Source organism: Streptomyces sp. NBC_01077 (assembly GCF_045162855.1).
Lineage (GTDB): Bacteria > Actinomycetota > Actinomycetes > Streptomycetales > Streptomycetaceae > Streptomyces.
On record NZ_CP108669.1, the window covers coordinates 2,674,069 to 2,695,000 of the forward strand.

The window sequence follows — 20,932 nt, forward strand, 5'->3', positions numbered from 1 at the left end:
CGCCCACCGGGGCTCACCTCAGCGCGTCGACCACCTCCCGGGCGGCGCGCTCGCCCTCCGTGGCCCCGCCTTCCATGAAGCCCTGGAAGTCGTAGCTGCGGTGCTCGCCGCCGATGTGGACGTTGCCCTGCGCGGTGCCCTCGTACCCGGCGTACCGGTGGAGGTAGCCCACCGGCCAGCAGGAGTACGCACCGAGCGAGTACGGGTTCCGGTGCCAGGCGGAGAGCTGGGCGCGCCCCGTGTACGCCCGGGAGGTGCCGGGGAAGAAGGCGTCGATGCCGGCCAGGTGGCGGGTGACCAGGCTCCGTACGTACGGGTCCGACTCGGTGGAGAAGGGCGCGGCGGGCGTCAGCGACTTGGCGAGGCTGCCGCCGCCGTACTGCAGGAGGATGCCGCCGGTCCCGCCCTGGATCTTGGTGGTGTCCCAGGTCTGCTGGATCTCGGTGTCGGTGAAGCAGTCACCGGCCGAGACGCCCGGCCAGGCACCGGTGCCGCGCCAGGGCCGGGTGCCGAACTGCATGTTGAGCTTGGTGCAGTGGCCCATCCGCGCGTCCCGCAGCAGGTTCCTCATGAGCGGGTCGAACCCGGCCTGGGAGAGGTCGAGCTCCTTGAGGATCGGCAGCGGGAGGCAGAGGATCGTGTGGTCGGCGGTGACGGTCCGGGTGGCGCCGGCCTCGGTGAAGGTCAGCGTCTGGGTGCCGTCGGCGTTGGCCCGGACGGCGGTCAGGGACCAGCCGTGGCGCAGGGTGCCGGGGGTGAGCGCCCCGGCGATGGCGTTGGGGAGCAGGTCGTTGCCGCCGACGACGTGGTACCGCTCGTTGGAGAGGCCCCAGATGTTGAAGTTGCCGGGATTGGTCTGGTAGCCCATGAGCAGGACCAGGGCGAGCGAGGACTGTTCGGTGGTGTCGGCGCCGTACTCGACGTTGTACGCGACGTCGATGAAGCGGCCGAGCGGCGAGGAGTGCCCGCCGGGGACCCGGGACTCGATCCATTCGTGTATCGACATGTTGTCGAGGGCGGTGCCGGTGGGGGTGGTCCGGTTCCAGTACACCTCCCCCGCGTCGGACAGGTCCCGGCGCAGCAGCTGGTAGACCGCCTTGAAGTCCTCGTCGGCCCGGGCACGCGGGTAGTACGTGCCGTTGAACCAGAGGACCTCCTCGGCTCCGTTGGGTCCACCACCGAGGAAGTCCTCCACGGGCAGGTCGAAGCGCCGGCAGAGCTCCAGGATCTTCTTGTGGCCGGTGTCGATCAGCTCGCCGCCGATCTCGGAGGTCTGCCCGTACGCCCAGTGGGCGCGCTGGGTCCACATGCGGCCGCCGACCCGGGTGGGGTTCGCCTCGTAGAGCACCGGGCTCAGGCCGGCGTCCTGGAGGGTGAGGGCGGCGGTGAGGCCGGAGATGCCGGCGCCGACGACGGCGACCCGGGTGGTGCTCTTGACCGGCGGGGCGGGGGTGGCGGCGCGGGCGGGAACGGCCCCGCCCAGGCCGGCGGCCCCGCCCGCGCCGACGGCGACACCCGCAGCGGCGGCGTACTTGAGGAGGGAGCGGCGCCCGAGGGCGTCGGCTCTCATCCCTCTGAGCTCCGCCACGGGGAGGTTGAGCCGTCGGGCGTCGGCGTGCTCGGCGGCCAGTTTCTTCAGGAGGTGCATCGGGTTGGTGCGTGCCATGGGGCGCTCCTGGAGGAGAGAAGGGGATTCAGCTCTGCGGTACGGGGGCGGGGGCTGCGGCCGCTTCGGCGGGGCGCTCGATGGCGTCCTCCAGGACGATCCGGCCGATGATCTCGTAGCGCTCGGGCCGCTTGGCCTTGAGGAAGAAGCCGAGGCCGAGGCCGCCGAAGAAGACGGCGCCGACGATCCAGGGAATGGCCTTGAAGAAGAGGGAGTGGGCGGCGAGACCGGCCGCGGTCTCCATGTTGACGACCAGCAGGACGACGACGGCGATCATGCCGACACCGCCGAGGAGCGGGGCGGTGAGCGTCCTGAACCAGTGCCGGTCCTCGGGGTGGTTCTTGCGGAAGTAGCCGATGACGGCGAAGGAGCAGAGGGTCTGGACGATGAGGATCGCCATCGTGCCGAGGATCGCGAGCAGCGTGTAGAGGTGGATGTACGGGTCCTGGCCGGTGAGCCAGAAGGCGCCGACGAGGGCGACGGCGATCGCGCTCTGCACGTACGAGGCGATGTACGGCGAGCCGTGCTTCGCGTGCGTCCGGCCGAGCGCCGGGTGGAGGAAGCCCTCGCGCCCGATGGCGTACAGGTAGCGCGAGGCGCACTGGTGGAAGGCCATCCCGCAGGCGAAGGAGCCCGTGAGCAGCAGCCACTGGAAGGCGTCGACGGCCCAGGCGCCGATGAAGCTCTCGGTGGGCGAGAAGAACAGGTCGAGCGGCGACGCGGAGGCGGACAGCGCCACCGATCCGGCGAGGCCGTTCCCGGCGATCGTCATCCACGACACGTAGATGTAGAAGAGGCCGACGCCGATGACGGAGATCAGCGTGGCGCGCGGGATGACCCGCTTGGGATCGCGGGACTCCTCGCCGTACATCGCGGTCGACTCGAAGCCCACCCAGGACCAGAAGGCGAAGAAGAGACCGAGTCCTGCGGAGGTGCCGGTGAAGGCGTTCCTGGGGTCGATCGGCTCGACCGGGATGCCGTCGGGGCCGCCGCCGGCGATCAGGACGGCGGTGGCGACCGCGAAGAGGACCGCGATCTCGGCGATGAGCATCACCCCGAGCGCCTTGGCGGTCAGGTTGATGTCGAAGTACGAGAGGGCCGCGGTGACGGCCAGCATGACGGCCGCGTACAGGATCCACGGCAGGTCCACGCCGAGCTGATCGGCGACGGTCGTCCTGGCGAAGTACGCGAAGACGCCGACGATCGAGGCCTCGAAGACGACGTACGCGAGGACCGCGAGCATGCCGGAGGCCATGCCGGCGATCCGGCCGAGGCCGTGCGAGATGTAGCCGTAGAAGGCGCCGGCGGCCGTGATCCGCTTGGCCATGGCCACGTAGCCGACCGAGAAGACGGTCAGGACGAGCGTCGCGAAGAGATAGCCGGCGGGTGCGCCGGTGCCGTTGCCGAAGCCGACGGCGATGGGAAGGTTGCCGGTCATCGCGGTGATCGGGGCCGCCGTGGCGACGGCCATGAAGACGACGCCGACGAGCCCGACCGAGTTCGCCTTGAGCCGGTGGACCTCTGGAGTGGGGTTCTCTGCCATGGCGCGAGAGCATCCTCGCGAGTGACGTAGGCCACAATCGACATGCGGTAGCGCAATTCCCGCCAGGCGGCGACGAGTTGTCGCCCCTGTGTGCGAACTGTCCGGTCCCGTGACCGTGGGGTGATGTCGCCGGAACACGGACGCGGGTAGCGTCCGGCCCCATGGACAATCAGGGCGGGATCACCGTGCAGCGGGCGCTCGAACTCCCGGGCCTGCGCAGCGGGCTCCCGGAGGTCGTCGCCGGCGCTGACCGGCTGCACCGCACGGTGCGCTGGGTTCACGCGGGCGAGGTGCCGAACATCGCGTCGCTGCTCAAGGGCGGTGAGCTGCTGCTGACCACGGGCCTCGGGCTCGGCACCCGGCCGGCCGAGCAGCGGGCCTTCGTACGGCGACTCGCCGACCGGGGCATCGCGGCGCTCGTGGTGGAGCTGGGACCGCGCTTCGCCCGCCTCCCGGCGACGATAGTGGAGACCGCGCGGGCCGCCGGTCTGCCCCTGGTGCAGCTGCACCGCGAGGTCCCCTTCGTGGCCGTCACGGAGGAGATCCACACCGAGATCGTCAACGGCCACTACGCGCTCCAGCGGCAGGCCGAGGAGGTCCACCGGCAGTGCACGGAGGCGCTGCTCGGCGGCGGCGGGATCCCTCAGGTCCTGCGCATCCTCTCGGACTTCGCGGCCAACCCCGTCTTCCTGGAGACCCCCGACGGTCAGCTGCTGTACGCGGCGGGCACCGAATCCGCGCCCGCCGACCCGCTCCAGGTCTGGGACGGGCTGCGCGGCCAGCGGGCGGCCCGCGAATCGGGCCCGCCCACCGGCACGGTCCTGGTCGACGTGCCCGGCGGCGGCCCCGGTACGGCATCGGTACGGGCCCGGCTCGTCCTCCTGTCCGTCTCCGGCGCCCTCTCTCCCGTCCACCGGATGGCGGCCGAGCGCGCGGCCGGGCTCCTCGCGGTCGTCCTCATGCAGGCGCGCCAGGAGGAGGAGCTGGCCGCGCGCGGCCGGGGCGACTTCCTGACGGACCTGGCGGAGGGCCGCATCACGGCCGAGGACGCGCCGGCGCAGGCGCGGGTCCTCGGCTTCAAGCCGGGCGACGGCCCGCTCCTGCCGGTGGTGATGCGCCTGGCCTCGGAACTCTCCCCCTCGGGGAACTGGGCCCTGCTCGCCCGCGCGGTCCTCGAAGAACTCGCCTCCGTCGGAGTCCCGGTCCTCCTGGGCGTCCGCCCGGTCGAGGGACGGGTGCCGCTCCTCCTGGGCCTGCGCTCGGAATCGGAGCGTACGGCGGTCGCGGACCGGGTCGCGGCGGCCCTCCGCGCAGGTGTGGAACGGGCGGGCCTCGAACGCGCCGGAGTGCACCCGCCGGTGGTCGTGGTGGGCGTCGCCGGCAGCTGGGCGGCGGCCTCGGCGGGGCTGCGGCACGCGGCGGAGACGGCGACGGCCGCTCAGGGCCTCTCGGACCTCCCCTGGTACGACGCCCGGCGCCTCGACATCGACCTGCTGCTGTGGCGGCTGCACTTCCACGGGGACACGGTCCTCGCGGCCTTCGTGGACCGCGCGATCGGCCCCCTGCGGGACCACGACCGCACGTCCCGCCCCCCTCTCCTGCCCACTCTGGAGACGTACCTGGCGCACGCGGGCCGCAAGGCGGAGACGGCCCGGGAACTCCACCTCAACCGCCAGACGCTCTACAACCGCCTGGCCCGCATCTCCGAGCTCCTGGGCACGGACCTGGACGACCCCCAGACAGTCCTGGCCCTCTCCCTCGCCCTGAGAGCCCGCCGCCACACGCCGTAGGTGCCGCTGCGGGCCGTCGGCCCGGCCCCGCACGCCCAACCGCCGCGCGGGGTTGTGCCCACCCGTTCCGCCCCGCGGAACGGGTGGGCACAACCGGTGGACGACCTACCGCCCCACCAACTCGTCATACACGCTCAGAACGTGCGCCACCGTCTCGTCCTCCGTAGGCCAGGACCCCGCCTGCACCCGCCCCGCCGCCGCCAGATCCATCCGCCGCTCCACGTCCTCGAGCAGCCCCCGCACCGCCCCGGCGAGCGCCGCCGAATCCCCGTACGGCACCAGCTCCGCCGCGTCCCCCACGAGTTCCGGCACTCCGCCCACCGCCGTGGCGACGAGCGGCACGCCGAGCCGCAGCGCCTCCTGGGCGAGCAGGGACCGCGCCTCCCACCGCGACGGCAGCACCGCCACATCCGCCGCAGCCAGCAGCTCCGCGACATCCTCGCGCCGCCCGATCAGCCGTACGGGCAGCCCCTCCGCCGCGATCCGCTGCTGGAGAGCGGCCCGTTCGCGCCCCTCCCCCGCGATCACGAGCAACGGCTGCGGATCGAGCTCCCGCCACGACCGGGCCGCGTCGAGCAGCGTCCGGTACCCCCGCCCGCGCTCGAGCGCCCCGACCGCCATCAGCAACGGCCGGTCGACGGCGCCCAGTTCGGCCCGGGCCTTGCCGTCGTGGAGGCATACGGGCCCCCGTGCGGGCGGTACGGTGACGGGCGCGAGCCGGGCGTCCCGGGCCCCGCGGCGACGGGCCCGGTCGACGAGCTCGGAGGAGGTGGCGAGGACAACGGTCGCGGCCCGCACGGTCTGTCGCTCAAGGAGCCGCAGCACCCCGCCCCGCGCCCCGTGCACATGGGTCCGGCTGTCCCAGGTCGTCACGAGCGGGGCACGATCCCCGCCCCCGGCACCGGACAGCGCGAGCGCGGCCCGGACGGACGCCTGCAGCCCGTGCGCATGGACCACGTCCGCGCCGATGCAGGCGTTACGGAGCGCGGCGACCGTCGCGGGGTCGCCGAGGCGCGGCAGCGGCACGAAGTGCGCACCGGCACCCAGGTAGTCGTAGACGCGGTCGAGTTCGGCCGGGGCGCACACGGTCACCCGCACGCCCCTCGCCACCAGCCCCGAGGCAAGTGATCGGACGTGAGCGCTGCTGCCCGCGCTGCCGCCGCCCAGCACTTGGACCGTACGGAGCTGTGTCACGCGCCCAAGGATGCCAGCCCGTGCCCCCGACCGTACGCACGTTCCGGCACCGAAGTGGCGTCGTTCCCCTGTACGGAAGGCGTACGGCTCCGGGACCCACCCCCCGGGTTCACTCACTCGGGTGAGCGCGCGGGGATTCCTCGCGCTCCCCCGGGCCGCCACCGTGCTCCCCCGGCCCCACGGCGCCCGAGCGCGAGCACGGCGAGCCCGGCCGCGCTGTCAGTGCCCTCTGCAAGGCTGCTGTCGGGCGAGGGGCACGCAACGGACCACCGGGGAAGGGAACATGGCGAAGCGACCGCGGCAACAAGCACGCAAGGGGATGTCCAAGGCACCCAAGGGCGTGGCGATCTACCACGACATGAAGGTGTACGAGAACTTCGAGCGTTGCGCCCAACGGATCTTCGAGTGCGTGCGCATGGCGCAGCAGCAGTCGCCCGGGGCGCCCCGCACGCTGTTTCTGGACATCCAGGGTCACCGGAACTCGCTCGGGGGATACGACGCCGACGCCCTGGAGCTGATGAAGGAGTTCGGCGTCGGCTTCCTGCTGCAGTTCCTGACGGAACTCAGCACCCCTCTGATCCGGGTCCGCAACAACGGCCGGCAGCGTGACGATCTGCCGGACGTCCTCACGATCGACTATCCGGACGACGGCAGCGAGTACGGCTACGACGCCGCGAAGCTGGGCCTGCGACCGCGCGAGAAGAACCCCGCGGACCGCAGGTCCAAGCCGACTCTCAAGGCCATCACCGCATACCTGGGAATGGACGAGCCCGCGTGCCTGGTGTGCTGGGGGACGAAGGTCGAGCGGGCGCATGTGGTCCCCGACAAGCTCGGCGGTTCGCTGGACGTGCGGAACTTCGCCCTGCTGTGCCCCACCCATCACGCCGAGGCCCCGGACGTGGCCGACGCGGAGAGCTTCTGGGCCTGGGTCGACTACGCCGAGCTGCGGGACAGCCCGGACAAGTGGCGGGACGCGCCGGAGGAGCTTCAGGAGTGGCTGCGCGAGCGGGGCGTGCGCATCGGCTCGCCCCCTCGGGAGGAGCAGTCCTTCTTCTCGGCGGTGAAGCGCGAACTGAAGTCCCTGTACGGCTGGGGCGACGACGACTTCGGCTCCGTGGCCTGGGAGGAGCTCATGGAGGAGTTCCACGCCGTCCTCGACTCCGCGACCGGCCGCCATTTCGCGGTGGAGAAGAAGGTCTCGACGTACGCGTGGGCGTACGACGTGGCGCGCCGCCGGGTCGCCGGCGAAGCGGGCCCGGGTCAGGGAGTGGCGGCACGCCTGCCCACTCCCTGACGCCTCGGGCTACTGACTCCTCGGGCTCCCCGACTCCTCCGGCTCCCTGTCCCTCGGGGTCAGCCGTCCGCCCGAGCCGTCGCGAGCAGCTCCTCCGCGTGGGCCCTGGCCGTCTCGGAGTCCTCCTGGCCGGCGAGCATCCGGGACAACTCCCGTACGCGCTCCTCGCCCTCCAGGACGGTGACACCGGACCGGGTCACGGAGCCGTCGTTGGTCTTCTCGACGAGCAGCTGACGGTCGGCGAAGGCCGCGACCTGCGGGAGGTGGGTGACGACCACGACCTGCGCGGTCTTGGCGAGCTTGGCGAGCCGACGGCCGATCTCGACGGCCGCCTTGCCGCCGACACCCGCGTCGACCTCGTCGAAGAGGTACGTCGGCACCGGGTCCGTCCCCGCGAATACGACCTCCACGGCGAGCATCACCCGGGACAGCTCACCGCCGGACGCGCCCTTGGCGATGGGCCGCGGCGGGGCGCCGGGGTGCGGGGCGAGCAGCAGTTCGACCTCGTCGGCCCCGGACGGGCTGTAGGCGACCCGGCGGCCGTCGACCTCGACGCCGTCGGGGTCCTCGGTCTGCCGGATGTCGAAGGACACGCGCGCGTGGGGCATGGCGAGCGAGGCGAGTTCGGCGGTGACGGCGTCGGCGAACCGGTCCGCCGCCTCCGTACGGGCGTCGGTGAGCCGCTGCGCGAGCACCGACAGGTCGTCGCGCAGCCGGTCGCGCTCGGCGGTGAGTTCCTCGATGCGGTCGTCGTCGCCGTCCAGCTCGCCGAGCCGGTTCGCGCTCTCCTCGGACCAGGCGAGGACGGCGTCCATGCCCTCACCGTCCCGCCCGTACTTCCGGGTCAGCTGCGTGAGAGCCGCCCGCCGCTCCTCGACGGCGGCGAGTCGCAGCGGGTCGGCGTCCAGGTCGTCGGCGTATCCGGCGAGCTCGGTGGCCACGTCGCCGAGCAGGATGGAGATCTCCCCCATCCGGTCGGCGAGCGCGGCGAGCGCCGGGTCGTGCGACCGTACGGCCTCCAGGGCCCGGCCGGCGCCCGCGACCAGGGTCGTGGCGTCGACGGACTCGGGGTCCTCGGGAACGCCCGCGAGCGCGGCGTGCGCGAGCGCGGCGGCGGAGGCGAGTGCCTCGGCGTGCCCGAGCCGCTCCGCCTCGGCGGCGAGTTCGGTGTCCTCCCCCGCGCGCGGGGCGACGGCCTCGATCTCACCGAGCCCGAACCGCAGCAGATCGGCCTCCTGGGCCCGCTCCCGCGCCCGCGTGGTGATCTCGTCCAGCTCGCCGGTGACGGCACGCAGCCGCCGGTACGCCTCCGCGTAGGCGGCGAGCGGTACGGAGACGGCCTCGCCCGCGTACCGGTCGAGCGCCCCGCGCTGCCGGGCGGGCTTGAGCAGGCCCTGCTGGTCGGTCTGGCCGTGGACGGCGACGAGTTCGTCGGCGAGCTCGGCGAGCAGCCCGACGGGCACGGAGCGCCCGCCGAGGTGGGCCCGCGAGCGTCCCTCGGCCGAGACGGTGCGGCTGACGAGCAGCACACCGTCGTCGAGCTCCGCCCCGGCCTCCTCGGCGCGTACGGCGGCGGGCGCGCCCGCGGGCACGCTGATCCGCCCCTCGACGACGGCCGAGGCCGCGCCGATCCGCACCAGGGCCGGGTCGGCCCGTCCACCCAGCAACAGGCCCAGGCTGGTCACCACCATGGTCTTGCCCGCACCGGTCTCACCGGTCACCGCGGTGAAGCCGGGCGACAGCTCGACCACCGCGTCGTCGATGACCCCGAGCGACCGTATCCGCATCTCCTCCAGCACGCCCCAGACCATACGAGGTTTCCCTGGTGCGATGCGACATCACCCCCGGGCGTAACTCTCCGGCGCGCCGATCGTTCGGGCGCACCGGACCGGCGGAGGACGTACGTCAGCGGGCCCCGCCCCGCCACCCGGACACCGGCAGGGCGAACTTCGCGACGAGCCGGTCGGTGAAGGAGGCGTGGTGGAGCCGGGCGAGCCGGACCGGCACGGCACCCCGCCGCACCTCGACCCGCGCCCCGGCCGGGAGTTCCACCGTCCGCCGCCCGTCGCACCACAGCACCCCGTGCGGGGTGTGCGGCTCGACCTCGACGGCGAGCACCGACTCGGGGGTGGTGATCAGCGGCTTGGCGAACAGGGCGTGGGCCCCGATCGGGACCATGAGCAGCGCCTCGACCTCGGGCCAGACGACCGGGCCGCCCGCCGAGAAGGCGTACGCGGTGGACCCGGTCGGTGTCGCGCAGATCACCCCGTCGCAGCCGAAGCCGGTCACCGGGCGCCCGTCGATCGCGAGGACGACCTCCAGCATCCGCTCCGGGGACACCTTCTGGACGGCCGCCTCGTTGAGCGCCCAGTCCCGGTGCAGGACGTCGCCGTTCTCGTACACGACGACGTCGAGGGTCATCCGCTCCTCGACCTCGTACGCCTTCGTCACGACCCGGTCGACGACCTTGTCGAGGTCGTCCCGCTCGGCCTCCGCGAGGAAGCCGACCCGGCCGAGGTTGACGCCGAGCATCGGGACGCCGGAGGCGCGGGAGAACTCGGCGCCGCGCAGCAGGGTGCCGTCGCCGCCGAGGACGACGAGGAGTTCACAGCCGTCGAGGGCGTCGGAGCAGGCCTCCGGCACCTTCTCGACGGAGGGCGGCAGCGGCAGGTCCGCGGCCTCGGCCTCCAGGACACGGACGCCGATGCCGCAGCGCAGCAGTCCGAGGACGACCAGTTCGGCGCTGCGCACGGCCGCCGGCCTGCCGGTGTGTGCGAGCAGGAAGACGGTACGTGGTGCGGTCTCTGATGCTGCTGCCGTTGAGCTCAACGAGGTCCTTCCGCCACGGCGCGGTCGACATCCGCCGGATCCAGCGCGGGCGCGCCTGCCCGCAGCCACAGAAAGTACTCGACGTTGCCGGAGGGGCCGGGCAGCGGGCTCGCGGTGACGCCCAGGACACCGAGACCGAGTTCGGCGGCCCGCCGGGCGACGTTCTTCACGGCGTCGGCGCGGAGTTCGGTGCTCCGGACGACTCCGCCCGTGCCGAGCCGCTCCTTGCCCACCTCGAACTGCGGCTTCACCATGAGGACGAGGTCGGCGTCGGGCGCCGTACAGGCCACCAGGGCGGGCAGCACGAGGCCGAGCGGGATGAACGAGAGGTCGCCGACGACGAGGTCGACGGGGACGTCGTCGATCGCTTCGAGCGTCAACTCGCGTACGTTCGTACGGTCCTTCACGGTGACCCGCTCGTCGCTCTGCAGCGACCAGGCGAGCTGCCCGTAGCCGACGTCGACGGCGACGACATGGGCGGCGCCCGCCCGCAGCAGCACGTCGGTGAAGCCTCCGGTGGAGGCCCCGGCGTCCAGGGCGCGCCTGCCCTCGACCTTCAGCCCGAGCGGGACGAAGGCCTCGAAGGCCCCGGCGAGCTTGTGGCCGCCGCGCGAGACGTAGTCGGGATCGGAGTCGTCCTGGACGACGACGATGGCCGCGGCGGTCTCGACCTGGGTGGCGGGCTTGGTGGCGACGGTCTTGCCGACGGTCACCCGGCCCGCGGCGATCAGCTGGCTGGCGTGCTCGCGCGAGCGCGCGAGCTTGCGCCGGACCAGCTCGGCGTCGAGACGGCGGCGTGCCACTCCTGCCACGTTCGGTTCAGCTCCTGTTTTCGTACGGACGAAGGACGGGGTGCGCGTCGAGCGAGGTCAGCTCGGCGCGCAGTCCACGGTGTACATCCTCGTACACCTCCAGGTGTCCGTCCGCCGGGAGGTGGTCCACCTCGGCGAGACGCGTCAGGTGGACGTCGACACCGGGGTGCCCGGTGAGCTCCCGATCGACTCCGAGCGGTGCGGCCGCGGCGGGCTCGTGGGCGCCGTCCGGCGGAGCCACCACGCCCGAAGGCTCCGATGCGGGCGTCGCGTCCACAGGCTCGGGTTCGGGCTTCGCGTCCGCGGGCTCGGACAGCACGTCGTTCATGCTCCCGACGCTACCGCGAACCCCTGGGGTACGGTCGACGGCGATGGCGACGATCACGGAGTGCCGCGACGCACTCGACACACTCTCGGACAACCTCGCGCGGGCGAACAGCGACGTGCGCGGCGCTGCCGCGCTCGACCGCACCCTGAGCTGCCACATCACCGACCTGGACACCACGTTCACGGGGCGCCTCGCGGACGGCGGGATCAAGGTCGAGTCCACGGTGACGGGCCCGCCGCCGGCCAAGGCGCAGATCCGGCTGGCGATGACCGGCGACGACCTGGTGTCGATGGTGGGCGGCGACCTGAACTTCGCGAAGGCCTGGGCCTCCGGCCGGGTCAGGCTGGAGGCGGGCTTCCGCGACCTGCTCCGCCTCCGCTCGCTCCTCTAGCTCGCTTACGGAGGGCGGTGACTCACCTACGGAGGGCGGGCTCCGGCGATGAGGCCGCGGGCCGGGGGACGCGGGCCTTCCGCCCGGCCGGTACGACCAGTGGCGTCCCCGTCTCGGGGTCGTCGATGACCTGGCAGCGCAGCCCGAAGACACGCTCGACGAGCTCGGCGGTGACGACCTCGGCCGGCGGCCCCTCGGCGACGACCTCGCCGTCGCGGACGGCGATGAGGTGGGTCGCGTACCGGGCCGCGTGGTTCAGGTCGTGCAGCACGGCGACGAGCGTCCGGCCCTGGGTCTCGTGCAGCTCGGCGCACAGATCGAGGACGTCGATCTGGTGCTGGATGTCGAGATACGTCGTCGGCTCGTCGAGCAGGAGCAGCGGGGTCTGCTGGGCGAGCGCCATGGCGATCCAGACGCGCTGGCGCTGACCGCCGGAGAGCTCGTCGACGTACCGCTCGGCCAGCTCGGCGACGCCGGTCGCCTCCATCGACTCCCGGGTGATCCGCTCGTCCTCCGGCGACCACTGGCGCAGCAGGCCCTGGTGCGGGTAGCGGCCACGGGCGACGAGGTCGGCGACGGTGATGCCGTCGGGCGCCACGGAGGTCTGGGGCAGCAGCCCGAGGGTCTTGGCGACCTTCTTGGCGGGCATGGCGTGGATCGACTGCCCGTCGAGCAGGACGCGCCCCTGGCTGGGCTTCAGCATCCGGGAGAGGGCGCGGAGCAGGGTGGACTTGCCGCAGGCGTTCGGTCCGACGATGACGGTGAAGGAGTTGTCGGGGATCTCGACGGACAGATCGCGGGCGATGACCCGCTGCTCGTACGCCAGGGTGACCGATTCCGCGCTCAGCCGCTGCTGCTGCCGACCATCCATGCCCGTACTCCTGTGCCCTCAACCCAAATGAAGTTAGGTTAGCCTACCCAATTTCACAGTCCGAGCCGTGCCAGCACCTTCCCCGCGTCCGGCACCCCACCGCCCACGGCGTCGGCCGCCGACCAGGCGGCCCCGCACAGGGCCCGCACGGCGTCCATCACATCCACGGCACCGCCCGAAGGCACCTCGGAACCCTCCGAACCCTCCGAACCCTCCAGCCCCTCAAGCACCAGTGAGCCCCCGCTCACCGAAGCCCGCACGCCCCCGCACACGAAGCTCCCGTCCTCCTCCGCGACCACCTCCGGCTGCCCCACGAGCAGCCCCCGCAGATCGGCCGCCACATAGGTCGGCCGGTGTTCCGGCACCGCCCGCAGCAGCTGCGCCGCATCCGTCACCCCGGTGAAGACCAGCAGCGAGTCCACCCCGCCGTTGAACGCGCCCTCGATGTCCGTGTCCAGCCGGTCCCCGACCACCAGCGGCCGCCGCGCGCCCGTCCTCAGCACCGTCTCCCGGTGCATCGGCGGCAGCGGCTTCCCCGCGACCTTCGGCTCCACACGGCCGCCCGTGGCGATCCGTACGACCTCCACCGCGGCCCCGTTCCCGGGCCCGATCCCCCGCGCCCCGGGAATCGTCAGGTCCGTGTTCGACGCGTACCAGGGAAGCCCCCGCGCCACCGCGTAGCTCGCCTCCGCGAACCGCCCCCACGGCATCTCGGGCCCGCCGTACCCCTGCACGACGGCCACCGGCGCGTCCTCCGCCGAGTCCACCGGCACCAGACCCCGCTCGCGCAACGCCACCCGCAGCCCCTCGCCGCCGATGACCAGCACCCGGGAGCCGGCCGGCACGTCGTCGGCGATCAGCCGGGCCACCGCCTGCGCCGAGGTGATGACATCCCCGGCCTCGGCGGGCACCCCAAGCTCGGTAAGGTGCTCCGCCACCGCGTCGGGCGTCCGCAGCGCGTTGTTGGTGACGTACGCCAGGTGCATCCCGCCGGCCCGGGCGACCCCGAGCGCCTCCACCGCGTACGGAACGGCCTCCCCGCCCGCGTACACCACACCGTCCAGGTCCAGGAGCGCCGTGTCGTACGCCTCGCTCAGCGGCACCGTGCTGCCACTCGGCCGCTGCCTGCCGACACCCTGCTGTCCCTGGCCGTTCCGCACCGTCACCGCACACTCCTCGCCTCACCGGGTGGGTTCCCCTCTCCCCCGATCATCGCTCATCCCACCGCCCACATACGATGACGAGATGAACACCTCGGGTCACGCGGCCGCCGACGTCCGCGACGACGCAGCTGGGCTGCACCTGACGCCGTTCCGTGGACTCCGTTACGTCCCCGAGCGGGTCGGCAGCCTGGCTGCAGTGACGTCTCCCCCCTACGACGTCGTCGTACGACCTGACGGACTTCTCCATCTGGAGTCGGCCGATCCCCACAACATCGTCCGGCTGATCCTCCCCCAGGCGATCACCGCGGGCACCCGCCACCGCAAGGCCGCCGTCACCCTCGACCGCTGGCTCGCGGACGGCGTCCTCGCCCCGGACCCGGAGCCCGCGCTCTACGTGTACGAGCAGCACGGCGACGGCATCCTCCAGCGCGGCATCATCGGGGCCCTGGAGCTCTCCACCCCCGCCGAGGGGGTCGTCCTCCCGCACGAGGACGTCATGCCGCACGTGGTCGAGGACCGCGCCGCCCTGATGCGGACCACCGCGGCCAATCTGGAGCCGCTGCTCCTCACGTACGTCGGCGACGGCGACGGCGCGGGCGAGGTCATCGAACGCACCGTCCAGCGCCCCCCGTTGCTCGCCACCACCACGGAGGACGGCTTCCACCACCGCCTGTGGGCCGTGACCGACCCGGCCGAGCAGGCCGCCGTCTCCGCCGAGCTCGGCCGCCACCAGGCCCTCATCGCCGACGGCCACCACCGCTGGGCGACCTACCTCCGCCTCCGCGAGGAGCACCCCGCGCCGGGCCCCTGGAACTACGGCCTGGTCCTGCTCATCGACACCGCCCGCTACCCGCTCCGGGTCCGCGCGATCCACCGTCTCCTCAACCGCCTCCCGGTCGCCGACGCCCTCGCGGCCCTCGACGGCGCCTTCCGGGTACGCCGCATCGAGGGGCCCCTGTCGACGGCCCTGGAGGCCCTCGCCGAGGCCACGGCCGACGGCAACGCCTTCCTCCTCGCAGGAGACGGCAGCTTCCACCTCGTCGACCGCCCGGACCCCGCCCTCCTCGACCGTACGATCCGCACGGACCGCCCGGAAGCCTGGCGCACGCTGGACGCGACGGTCCTGCACGCCACCCTCCTGGAGCACGTCTGGCACATCCCGGACGCCCCCGAGGACATCGCCTACATCCACGACACGGAGGCCGCCGTCGACCAGGCGGAACGCCGCGGCGGTACGGCGGTCCTCATGCACCCGGTACGCGAGGACGTCGTCCGGGACCTGGCCCGCCAGGGCGTCACGATGCCCCGCAAGTCGACCTCCTTCGGCCCGAAGCCGGCGACGGGCCTGGTCCTGAGAAGCCTGGCGCTGGACTGAGAGGCCCCCAAACGCAGAAGGGCGGCACCCGGAGGGGTGCCGCCCTTCTCACATGTCAACCGCGTCAGCTCTTGTCGCCGACGCTGTCGTCACGGTCGTCCTCGTCGAGGTCGTCGTCCTCGTCCTCGTCCTCGATGTCATCACCCTCGACATCGAGATCGACATCGACAACGACGACGTCGTCGTCCGACTCGACATCCGCCTCGTCCTCGTCGAACGCGTCGACGAACTCGACACCGTCCATCTCGGCGAGCCGGTCCGAGGCGTCCGTGGCGCCGTCCTTGTCGGCCTCCAGAGCCTTGGCGAACCACTCCCGCGCCTCGGTCTCACGGCCGGCGGCGAGCAGCGCGTCGGCGTAGGCGTACCGCAGGCGAGCGGTCCACGGGTGAACGGCGCTGGAAGCGAGCTCGGGGCTCTGCAGCGTCACGATGGCCGCGTCGAGCTGACCCAGGTCCCGGCGGGCGCCGGCGGCCACGAGCCGCATCTCGACCTGACCGGCCTTGTCCAGCTTCTGCACCTCGGGCTCACCGGCCATCGCCAGGGCTCGCTCGGGACGGTCGAGACCGCGCTCGCAGTCGGCCATGACAGGCCACAGCTCGACGCCACCGCTCATCCGGCGTGCGGCACGGAACTCGGCCAGCGCCTCGGAGTACTTCTGCGTCGCGTACGCGGCGAAGCCGGCGGCCTCGCGCACGGCGGCGACACGGGAGGCGAGCCGCAGAGCGACGCGCGAGTACTCGTACGCCTTCTCCGGGTCCTCGTCGATCAGCTGGGCGACCATGACCAGGTTGCGGGAGACGTCCTCGGCGAGCCCCTTGGGCAGGCTCATGAGCTCCTGGCGCACATCCGGGTCGATCTCCTCACCGGTGACCTCCGGCGGGATCGGCAGACGCTTGATGGGCGCGCGGTCGCTCCGCTCGCGGTCCCCACGGTCGTCACGACGCCCGTAGCCACCCCGGTCGTCCCGCCCACGGAAGCCACCGCGGCTGTCGCCCCCGCGGTCGTCACGGCGGAAGCCGCCACCACGGCTGTCGCCGCCACGGTCGTCACGGCGGAAACCACCGCCACCACCGCGGCTGTCGCCGCCACGGCTGTCGTCCCGACGGAACGAGGACGGACGCTCATCACGCCGGTCATCGCGGCGGAAGCCGCCACCACGGTTGTCGCCGCCACGGTCGTCACGCTGCGGGTACGAGGGCCGGTCGTCCCGACGGAACGACGACGGACGCTCATCACGCCGGTCATCCCGACGGAAGCCGCCACCACGGTTGTCGCCGCCACGGTCGTCACGCTGCGGGTACGAGGGCCGGTCGTCCCGACGGAACGACGACGGACGCTCATCACGCCGGTCATCCCGACGGAAGCCGCCACCACGGTTGTCCCCACCGCGGTTGTCCCCACCACGGTCGTCACGGCGGAAACCGCCACCGCCACCGCCACGATTGTCGCCACCACGGTTGTCATCGCGACGGAAGCCACCGCCACCACCACGGTTGTCGCCACCACGGTCGTCACGGCGGAAGCCACCGCCACCACCACGGTTGTCGCCACCACGGTTGTCATCGCGGCGGAAGCCGCCACCACGGTTGTCACCGCCACGGTCGTCACGCTGCGGGTACGAGGGCCGGTCGTCCCGACGGAACGACGACGGACGCTCATCACGCCGGTCATCCCGACGGAAGCCGCCACCACGGTTGTCCCCACCGCGGTTGTCCCCACCACGATCGTCACGGCGGAAACCGCCACCGCCACCACCGCGATTGTCGCCACCACGGTCATCGCGACGGAAGCCACCGCCACCACCGCGGCTGTCGCCACCACGGTCATCGCGACGGAAGCCGCCACCACGGTTGTCATCGCGGCGGTCGTCACGCGGGAAGGAAGGCCGGTCGTCACGGCGGAAGCCGCCACCGCCGCGGTTGTCGCCACCGCGGTTGTCGTCGCGACGGAAGCCGCCACCGCCACCACCGCGATTGTCGCCGCCACGGTTGTCATCGCGACGGAAGCCACCGGCGCCGCCTCGGTTGTCCCCACCACGGTCATCGCGACGGAAACCGCCACCGCGGTTGTCGCCGCCACGGTTGTCACCACCGCGATCGTCACGGCGGAAGCCACCGCCACCACGGTTGTCACCACCGCGGTTGTCGCCACCACGGTCGTCACGGCGGAAGCCACCGCCACCACCGCGGTTGTCGCCGCCACGGTTGTCATCGCGACGGAAGCCACCCCCACGGCTGTCGCCACCACGGTTGTCGTCCCGGCGCGGGCCACGGAAGCCGCCCCGGTCGCCGCTGCCGGCACCGTCCCTGCGACGCGGCTCGCGCTCCGGACGGTCGTCGGGAGAGTTGGTGGACATCGACGTGACTCCTGTCTTCGGGTACTGCAGTCATTCTCGCGCAGCCGGCACTCGGCCGCGCATCGGAAAAGTCAAGCAAAAAACAAAAGGACCCCTGGTCCCAGCGTGAACGCTGGGACCAGGGGTCCTGAAGAATTGTTCGGCGGCGTCCTACTCTCCCACAGGGTCCCCCCTGCAGTACCATCGGCGCTGAAAGGCTTAGCTTCCGGGTTCGGAATGTAACCGGGCGTTTCCCTAACGCTATGACCACCGAAACCCTATCGGTTTCGAGCGAACAAGCACACTCTGTAGTTATGTTCTAGCTCTAGAAACCAGCAACCGTTCGTTGCTTCAGAACTAACACAGTGGACGCGAGCAACTGAGGACAAGCCCTCGGCCTATTAGTACCGGTCAGCTCCACCCATTACTGGGCTTCCACATCCGGCCTATCAACCCAGTCGTCTACTGGGAGCCTTACCCTCTCAAGGAGGTGGGAATACTCATCTCGAAGCAGGCTTCCCGCTTAGATGCTTTCAGCGGTTATCCCTCCCGAACGTAGCCAACCAGCCATGCCCTTGGCAGGACAACTGGCACACCAGAGGTTCGTCCGTCCCGGTCCTCTCGTACTAGGGACAGCCCTTCTCAATATTCCTACGCGCGCAGCGGATAGGGACCGAACTGTCTCACGACGTTCTAAACCCAGCTCGCGTACCGCTTTAATGGGCGAACAGCCCAACCCTTGGGACCGACTCCAGCCCCAGGATGCGACGAGCCGACATCGAGGTGCCAAACCATCCCGTCGATATGGACTCTTGGGGAAGATCAGCCTGTTATCCCCGGGGTACCTTTTATCCGTTGAGCGACGGCGCTTCCACAAGCCACCGCCGGATCACTAGTCCCGACTTTCGTCCCTGCTCGACCCGTCGGTCTCACAGTCAAGCTCCCTTGTGCACTTACACTCAACACCTGATTGCCAACCAGGCTGAGGGAACCTTTGGGCGCCTCCGTTACCCTTTGGGAGGCAACCGCCCCAGTTAAACTACCCATCAGACACTGTCCCTGATCCGGATCACGGACCGAGGTTAGACATCCAGCACGACCAGAGTGGTATTTCAACGGCGACTCCACCATGACTGGCGTCACGGCTTCAAAGTCTCCCACCTATCCTACACAAGCCGAACCGAACACCAATATCAAACTGTAGTAAAGGTCCCGGGGTCTTTCCGTCCTGCTGCGCGAAACGAGCATCTTTACTCGTAGTGCAATTTCACCGGGCCTATGGTTGAGACAGTCGAGAAGTCGTTACGCCATTCGTGCAGGTCGGAACTTACCCGACAAGGAATTTCGCTACCTTAGGATGGTTATAGTTACCACCGCCGTTTACTGGCGCTTAAGTTCTCAGCTTCGCCCTGTCGAAACAGAGCTAACCGGTCCCCTTAACGTTCCAGCACCGGGCAGGCGTCAGTCCGTATACATCGCCTTACGGCTTCGCACGGACCTGTGTTTTTAGTAAACAGTCGCTTCTCGCTGGTCTCTGCGGCCACCCCCAGCTCACGGAGTAAATCCGATCACCAGACGTGGCCCCCCTTCTCCCGAAGTTACGGGGGCATTTTGCCGAGTTCCTTAACCATAGTTCACCCGAACGCCTCGGTATTCTCTACCTGACCACCTGAGTCGGTTTAGGGTACGGGCCGCCATGAAACTCGCTAGAGGCTTTTCTCGACAGCATAGGATCATCCACTTCACCACAATCGGCTCGGCATCAGGTCTCAGGCTATGTGCTGTCCGGATTTACCTGGACAACGCCCTACACCCTTACCCCGGGACTACCACCGCCCGGGTTGGACTACCTTCCTGCGTCACCCCATCGCTTACCTACTACCACCTTGGATCAGCGGCTCCACCACTTTCCTTTCCCCGAAGGGTCCGGAACGGCTTCACGGCCTTAGCATTAATGGGCTCGATATTGGGCGTTTCAAAGCGGGTACCGGAATATCAACCGGTTGTCCATCGACTACGCCTGTCGGCCTCGCCTTAGGTCCCGACTTACCCTGGGCAGATCAGCTTGACCCAGGAACCCTTAGTCAATCGGCGCACACGTTTCTCACGTGTGTATCGCTACTCATGCCTGCATTCTCACTCGTGAACCGTCCACAACTCGCTTCCGCGGCTGCTTCACCCGGCACACGACGCTCCCCTACCCATCACAGCGGGCGTTGGCCCTATTGCTGCAATGACACGACTTCGGCGGTACGCTTGAGCCCCGCTACATTGTCGGCGCGGAATCACTTGACCAGTGAGCTATTACGCACTCTTTCAAGGGTGGCTGCTTCTAAGCCAACCTCCTGGTTGTCTCTGCGACTCCACATCCTTTCCCACTTAGCGTACGCTTAGGGGCCTTAGTCGATGCTCTGGGCTGTTTCCCTCTCGACCATGGAGCTTATCCCCCACAGTCTCACTGCCGTGCTCTCACTTACCGGCATTCGGAGTTTGGCTAAGGTCAGTAACCCGGTAGGGCCCATCGCCTATCCAGTGCTCTACCTCCGGCAAGAAACACACGACGCTGCACCTAAATGCATTTCGGGGAGAACCAGCTATCACGGAGTTTGATTGGCCTTTCACCCCTAACCACAGGTCATCCCCCAGGTTTTCAACCCTGGTGGGTTCGGTCCTCCACGAAGTCTTACCTCCGCTTCAACCTGCCCATGGCTAGATCACTCCGCTTCGGGTCTTGAGCGCGCTACTGAATCGCCCTATTCGGACTCGCTTTCGCTACGGCTTCCCCACACGGGTTAACCTCGCAACGCACCGCAAACTCGCAGGCTCATTCTTCAAAAGGCACGCAGTCACGACCCATTGAGTAAACTCAATGAGCGACGCTCCCACGGCTTGTAGGCACACGGTTTCAGGTACTATTTCACTCCGCTCCCGCGGTACTTTTCACCATTCCCTCACGGTACTATCCGCTATCGGTCACCAGGGAATATTTAGGCTTAGCGGGTGGTCCCGCCAGATTCACACGGGATTTCTCGGGCCCCGTGCTACTTGGGTGTCTCTCAAACGAGCCGTTAATGTTTCAGCTACGGGGGTCTTACCCTCTACGCCGGACCTTTCGCATGTCCTTCGCCTACATCAACGGTTTCTGACTCGTCTCACAGCCGGCAGACTGTGAAAGAGAGATCCCACAACCCCGCATGCGCAACCCCTGCCGGGTATCACACGCATACGGTTTGGCCTCATCCGGTTTCGCTCGCCACTACTCCCGGAATCACGGTTGTTTTCTCTTCCTGAGGGTACTGAGATGTTTCACTTCCCCTCGTTCCCTCCACATGCCCTATGTG

General features: G+C 70.1%; 14 protein-coding genes, 2 rRNA genes and 1 pseudogene (1 of these 17 cut by a window edge). 4 read left to right on the plus strand and 13 right to left on the minus strand.

Going from position 1 to position 20,932, the window contains the following annotated elements; genetic code table 11:
- Window positions 1-13 precede the first annotated feature (13 nt).
- Together OG462_RS11900 and OG462_RS11905 are read right to left on the minus strand one after the other, a co-directional pair.
- Window positions 14-1,666 carry a flavin monoamine oxidase family protein gene (locus tag OG462_RS11900; protein ID WP_406057146.1) on the minus strand — a complete coding sequence of 551 codons (1,653 nt, stop codon included), beginning with the start codon at window positions 1,664-1,666 and terminating at the stop codon, window positions 14-16.
- Window positions 1,667-1,694: 28 nt separating this feature from the next.
- The gene (locus OG462_RS11905) at window positions 1,695-3,209 is read right to left on the minus strand and encodes an APC family permease (RefSeq protein WP_406057148.1); all 1,515 of its coding nucleotides are present in this window, start codon (window positions 3,207-3,209) and stop codon (window positions 1,695-1,697) included.
- 161 nt (window positions 3,210-3,370) lie between these two features.
- Here OG462_RS11905 and OG462_RS11910 point away from each other — a divergent pair, with 161 nt between their 5' ends.
- On the plus strand, window positions 3,371-4,999 hold the full coding sequence (locus OG462_RS11910; RefSeq protein ID WP_406057150.1) for a PucR family transcriptional regulator: 1,629 nt from the start codon (window positions 3,371-3,373) through the stop codon (window positions 4,997-4,999).
- Window positions 5,000-5,104: 105 nt separating this feature from the next.
- On the opposite strand, the gene OG462_RS11915 is transcribed toward OG462_RS11910, so the two are convergent.
- Complete coding sequence (locus OG462_RS11915) at window positions 5,105-6,193, minus strand: glycosyltransferase family 4 protein (protein WP_406057152.1); 1,089 nt, start codon at window positions 6,191-6,193, stop codon at window positions 5,105-5,107.
- Window positions 6,194-6,476: 283 nt separating this feature from the next.
- On the opposite strand from OG462_RS11915, the gene OG462_RS11920 reads away from it, so the two are divergent.
- Window positions 6,477-7,487, plus strand: a complete 1,011-nt coding sequence (locus tag OG462_RS11920; RefSeq protein ID WP_406057153.1) for an HNH endonuclease — start codon at window positions 6,477-6,479, stop codon at window positions 7,485-7,487.
- Between the two features lie 59 nt (window positions 7,488-7,546).
- On the opposite strand, the gene recN is transcribed toward OG462_RS11920, so the two are convergent.
- The 4 genes from recN to OG462_RS11940 all read right to left on the minus strand — a co-directional run bounded on the left by recN (window position 7,547) and on the right by OG462_RS11940 (window position 11,456).
- Window positions 7,547-9,298 carry a DNA repair protein RecN gene (gene recN / locus OG462_RS11925; protein WP_406057155.1) on the minus strand — a complete coding sequence of 584 codons (1,752 nt, stop codon included), beginning with the start codon at window positions 9,296-9,298 and terminating at the stop codon, window positions 7,547-7,549.
- Between the two features lie 94 nt (window positions 9,299-9,392).
- The gene (locus OG462_RS11930) at window positions 9,393-10,316 is read right to left on the minus strand and encodes an NAD kinase (RefSeq protein WP_406057157.1); all 924 of its coding nucleotides are present in this window, start codon (window positions 10,314-10,316) and stop codon (window positions 9,393-9,395) included.
- On the minus strand, window positions 10,313-11,128 hold the full coding sequence (locus OG462_RS11935) for a TlyA family RNA methyltransferase (protein WP_406057159.1): 816 nt from the start codon (window positions 11,126-11,128) through the stop codon (window positions 10,313-10,315). The genes OG462_RS11930 and OG462_RS11935 overlap by 4 nt, the downstream gene beginning before the upstream one ends.
- A 7-nt stretch (window positions 11,129-11,135) precedes the next feature.
- Entirely contained in the window at window positions 11,136-11,456 is a 321-nt protein-coding gene (locus OG462_RS11940; RefSeq protein WP_406057161.1) for a hypothetical protein, read from the minus strand.
- A 43-nt stretch (window positions 11,457-11,499) separates the two neighbouring features.
- Between OG462_RS11940 and OG462_RS11945 the strand changes: the two genes are divergently transcribed.
- Entirely contained in the window at window positions 11,500-11,847 is a 348-nt protein-coding gene (locus OG462_RS11945) for an SCP2 sterol-binding domain-containing protein (protein ID WP_406057163.1), read from the plus strand.
- Between the two features lie 22 nt (window positions 11,848-11,869).
- Here the strand turns inward: OG462_RS11945 and OG462_RS11950 are convergent, their stop codons facing one another.
- Window positions 11,870-12,718, minus strand: coding sequence for an ABC transporter ATP-binding protein (locus tag OG462_RS11950; RefSeq protein WP_406057165.1), 849 nt, complete (start codon window positions 12,716-12,718; stop codon window positions 11,870-11,872).
- 53 nt (window positions 12,719-12,771) lie between these two features.
- Window positions 12,772-13,884 (minus strand): HAD hydrolase-like protein, encoded by a 1,113-nt coding sequence (locus tag OG462_RS11955; protein ID WP_406057167.1) that lies wholly within the window; start codon window positions 13,882-13,884, stop codon window positions 12,772-12,774.
- A 79-nt stretch (window positions 13,885-13,963) separates the two neighbouring features.
- Here OG462_RS11955 and OG462_RS11960 point away from each other — a divergent pair, with 79 nt between their 5' ends.
- Window positions 13,964-15,256, plus strand: coding sequence for a DUF1015 family protein (locus OG462_RS11960; RefSeq protein WP_406057169.1), 1,293 nt, complete (start codon window positions 13,964-13,966; stop codon window positions 15,254-15,256).
- Window positions 15,257-15,320: 64 nt separating this feature from the next.
- On the opposite strand, the gene OG462_RS11965 is transcribed toward OG462_RS11960, so the two are convergent.
- The 4 genes and pseudogenes from OG462_RS11965 to OG462_RS11980 form a co-directional block, all read right to left on the minus strand.
- Entirely contained in the window at window positions 15,321-16,145 is an 825-nt protein-coding gene (locus OG462_RS11965) for a hypothetical protein (protein ID WP_406066485.1), read from the minus strand.
- A gap of 492 nt (window positions 16,146-16,637) precedes the next feature.
- Window positions 16,638-17,612, minus strand: a pseudogene (locus OG462_RS11970) (hypothetical protein); the annotation flags it as partial.
- A gap of 137 nt (window positions 17,613-17,749) precedes the next feature.
- Window positions 17,750-17,866, minus strand: a 5S ribosomal RNA gene (gene rrf, locus OG462_RS11975).
- A 106-nt stretch (window positions 17,867-17,972) separates the two neighbouring features.
- Window positions 17,973-20,932 (minus strand): 23S ribosomal RNA (locus OG462_RS11980); it runs 163 nt beyond the window's last position.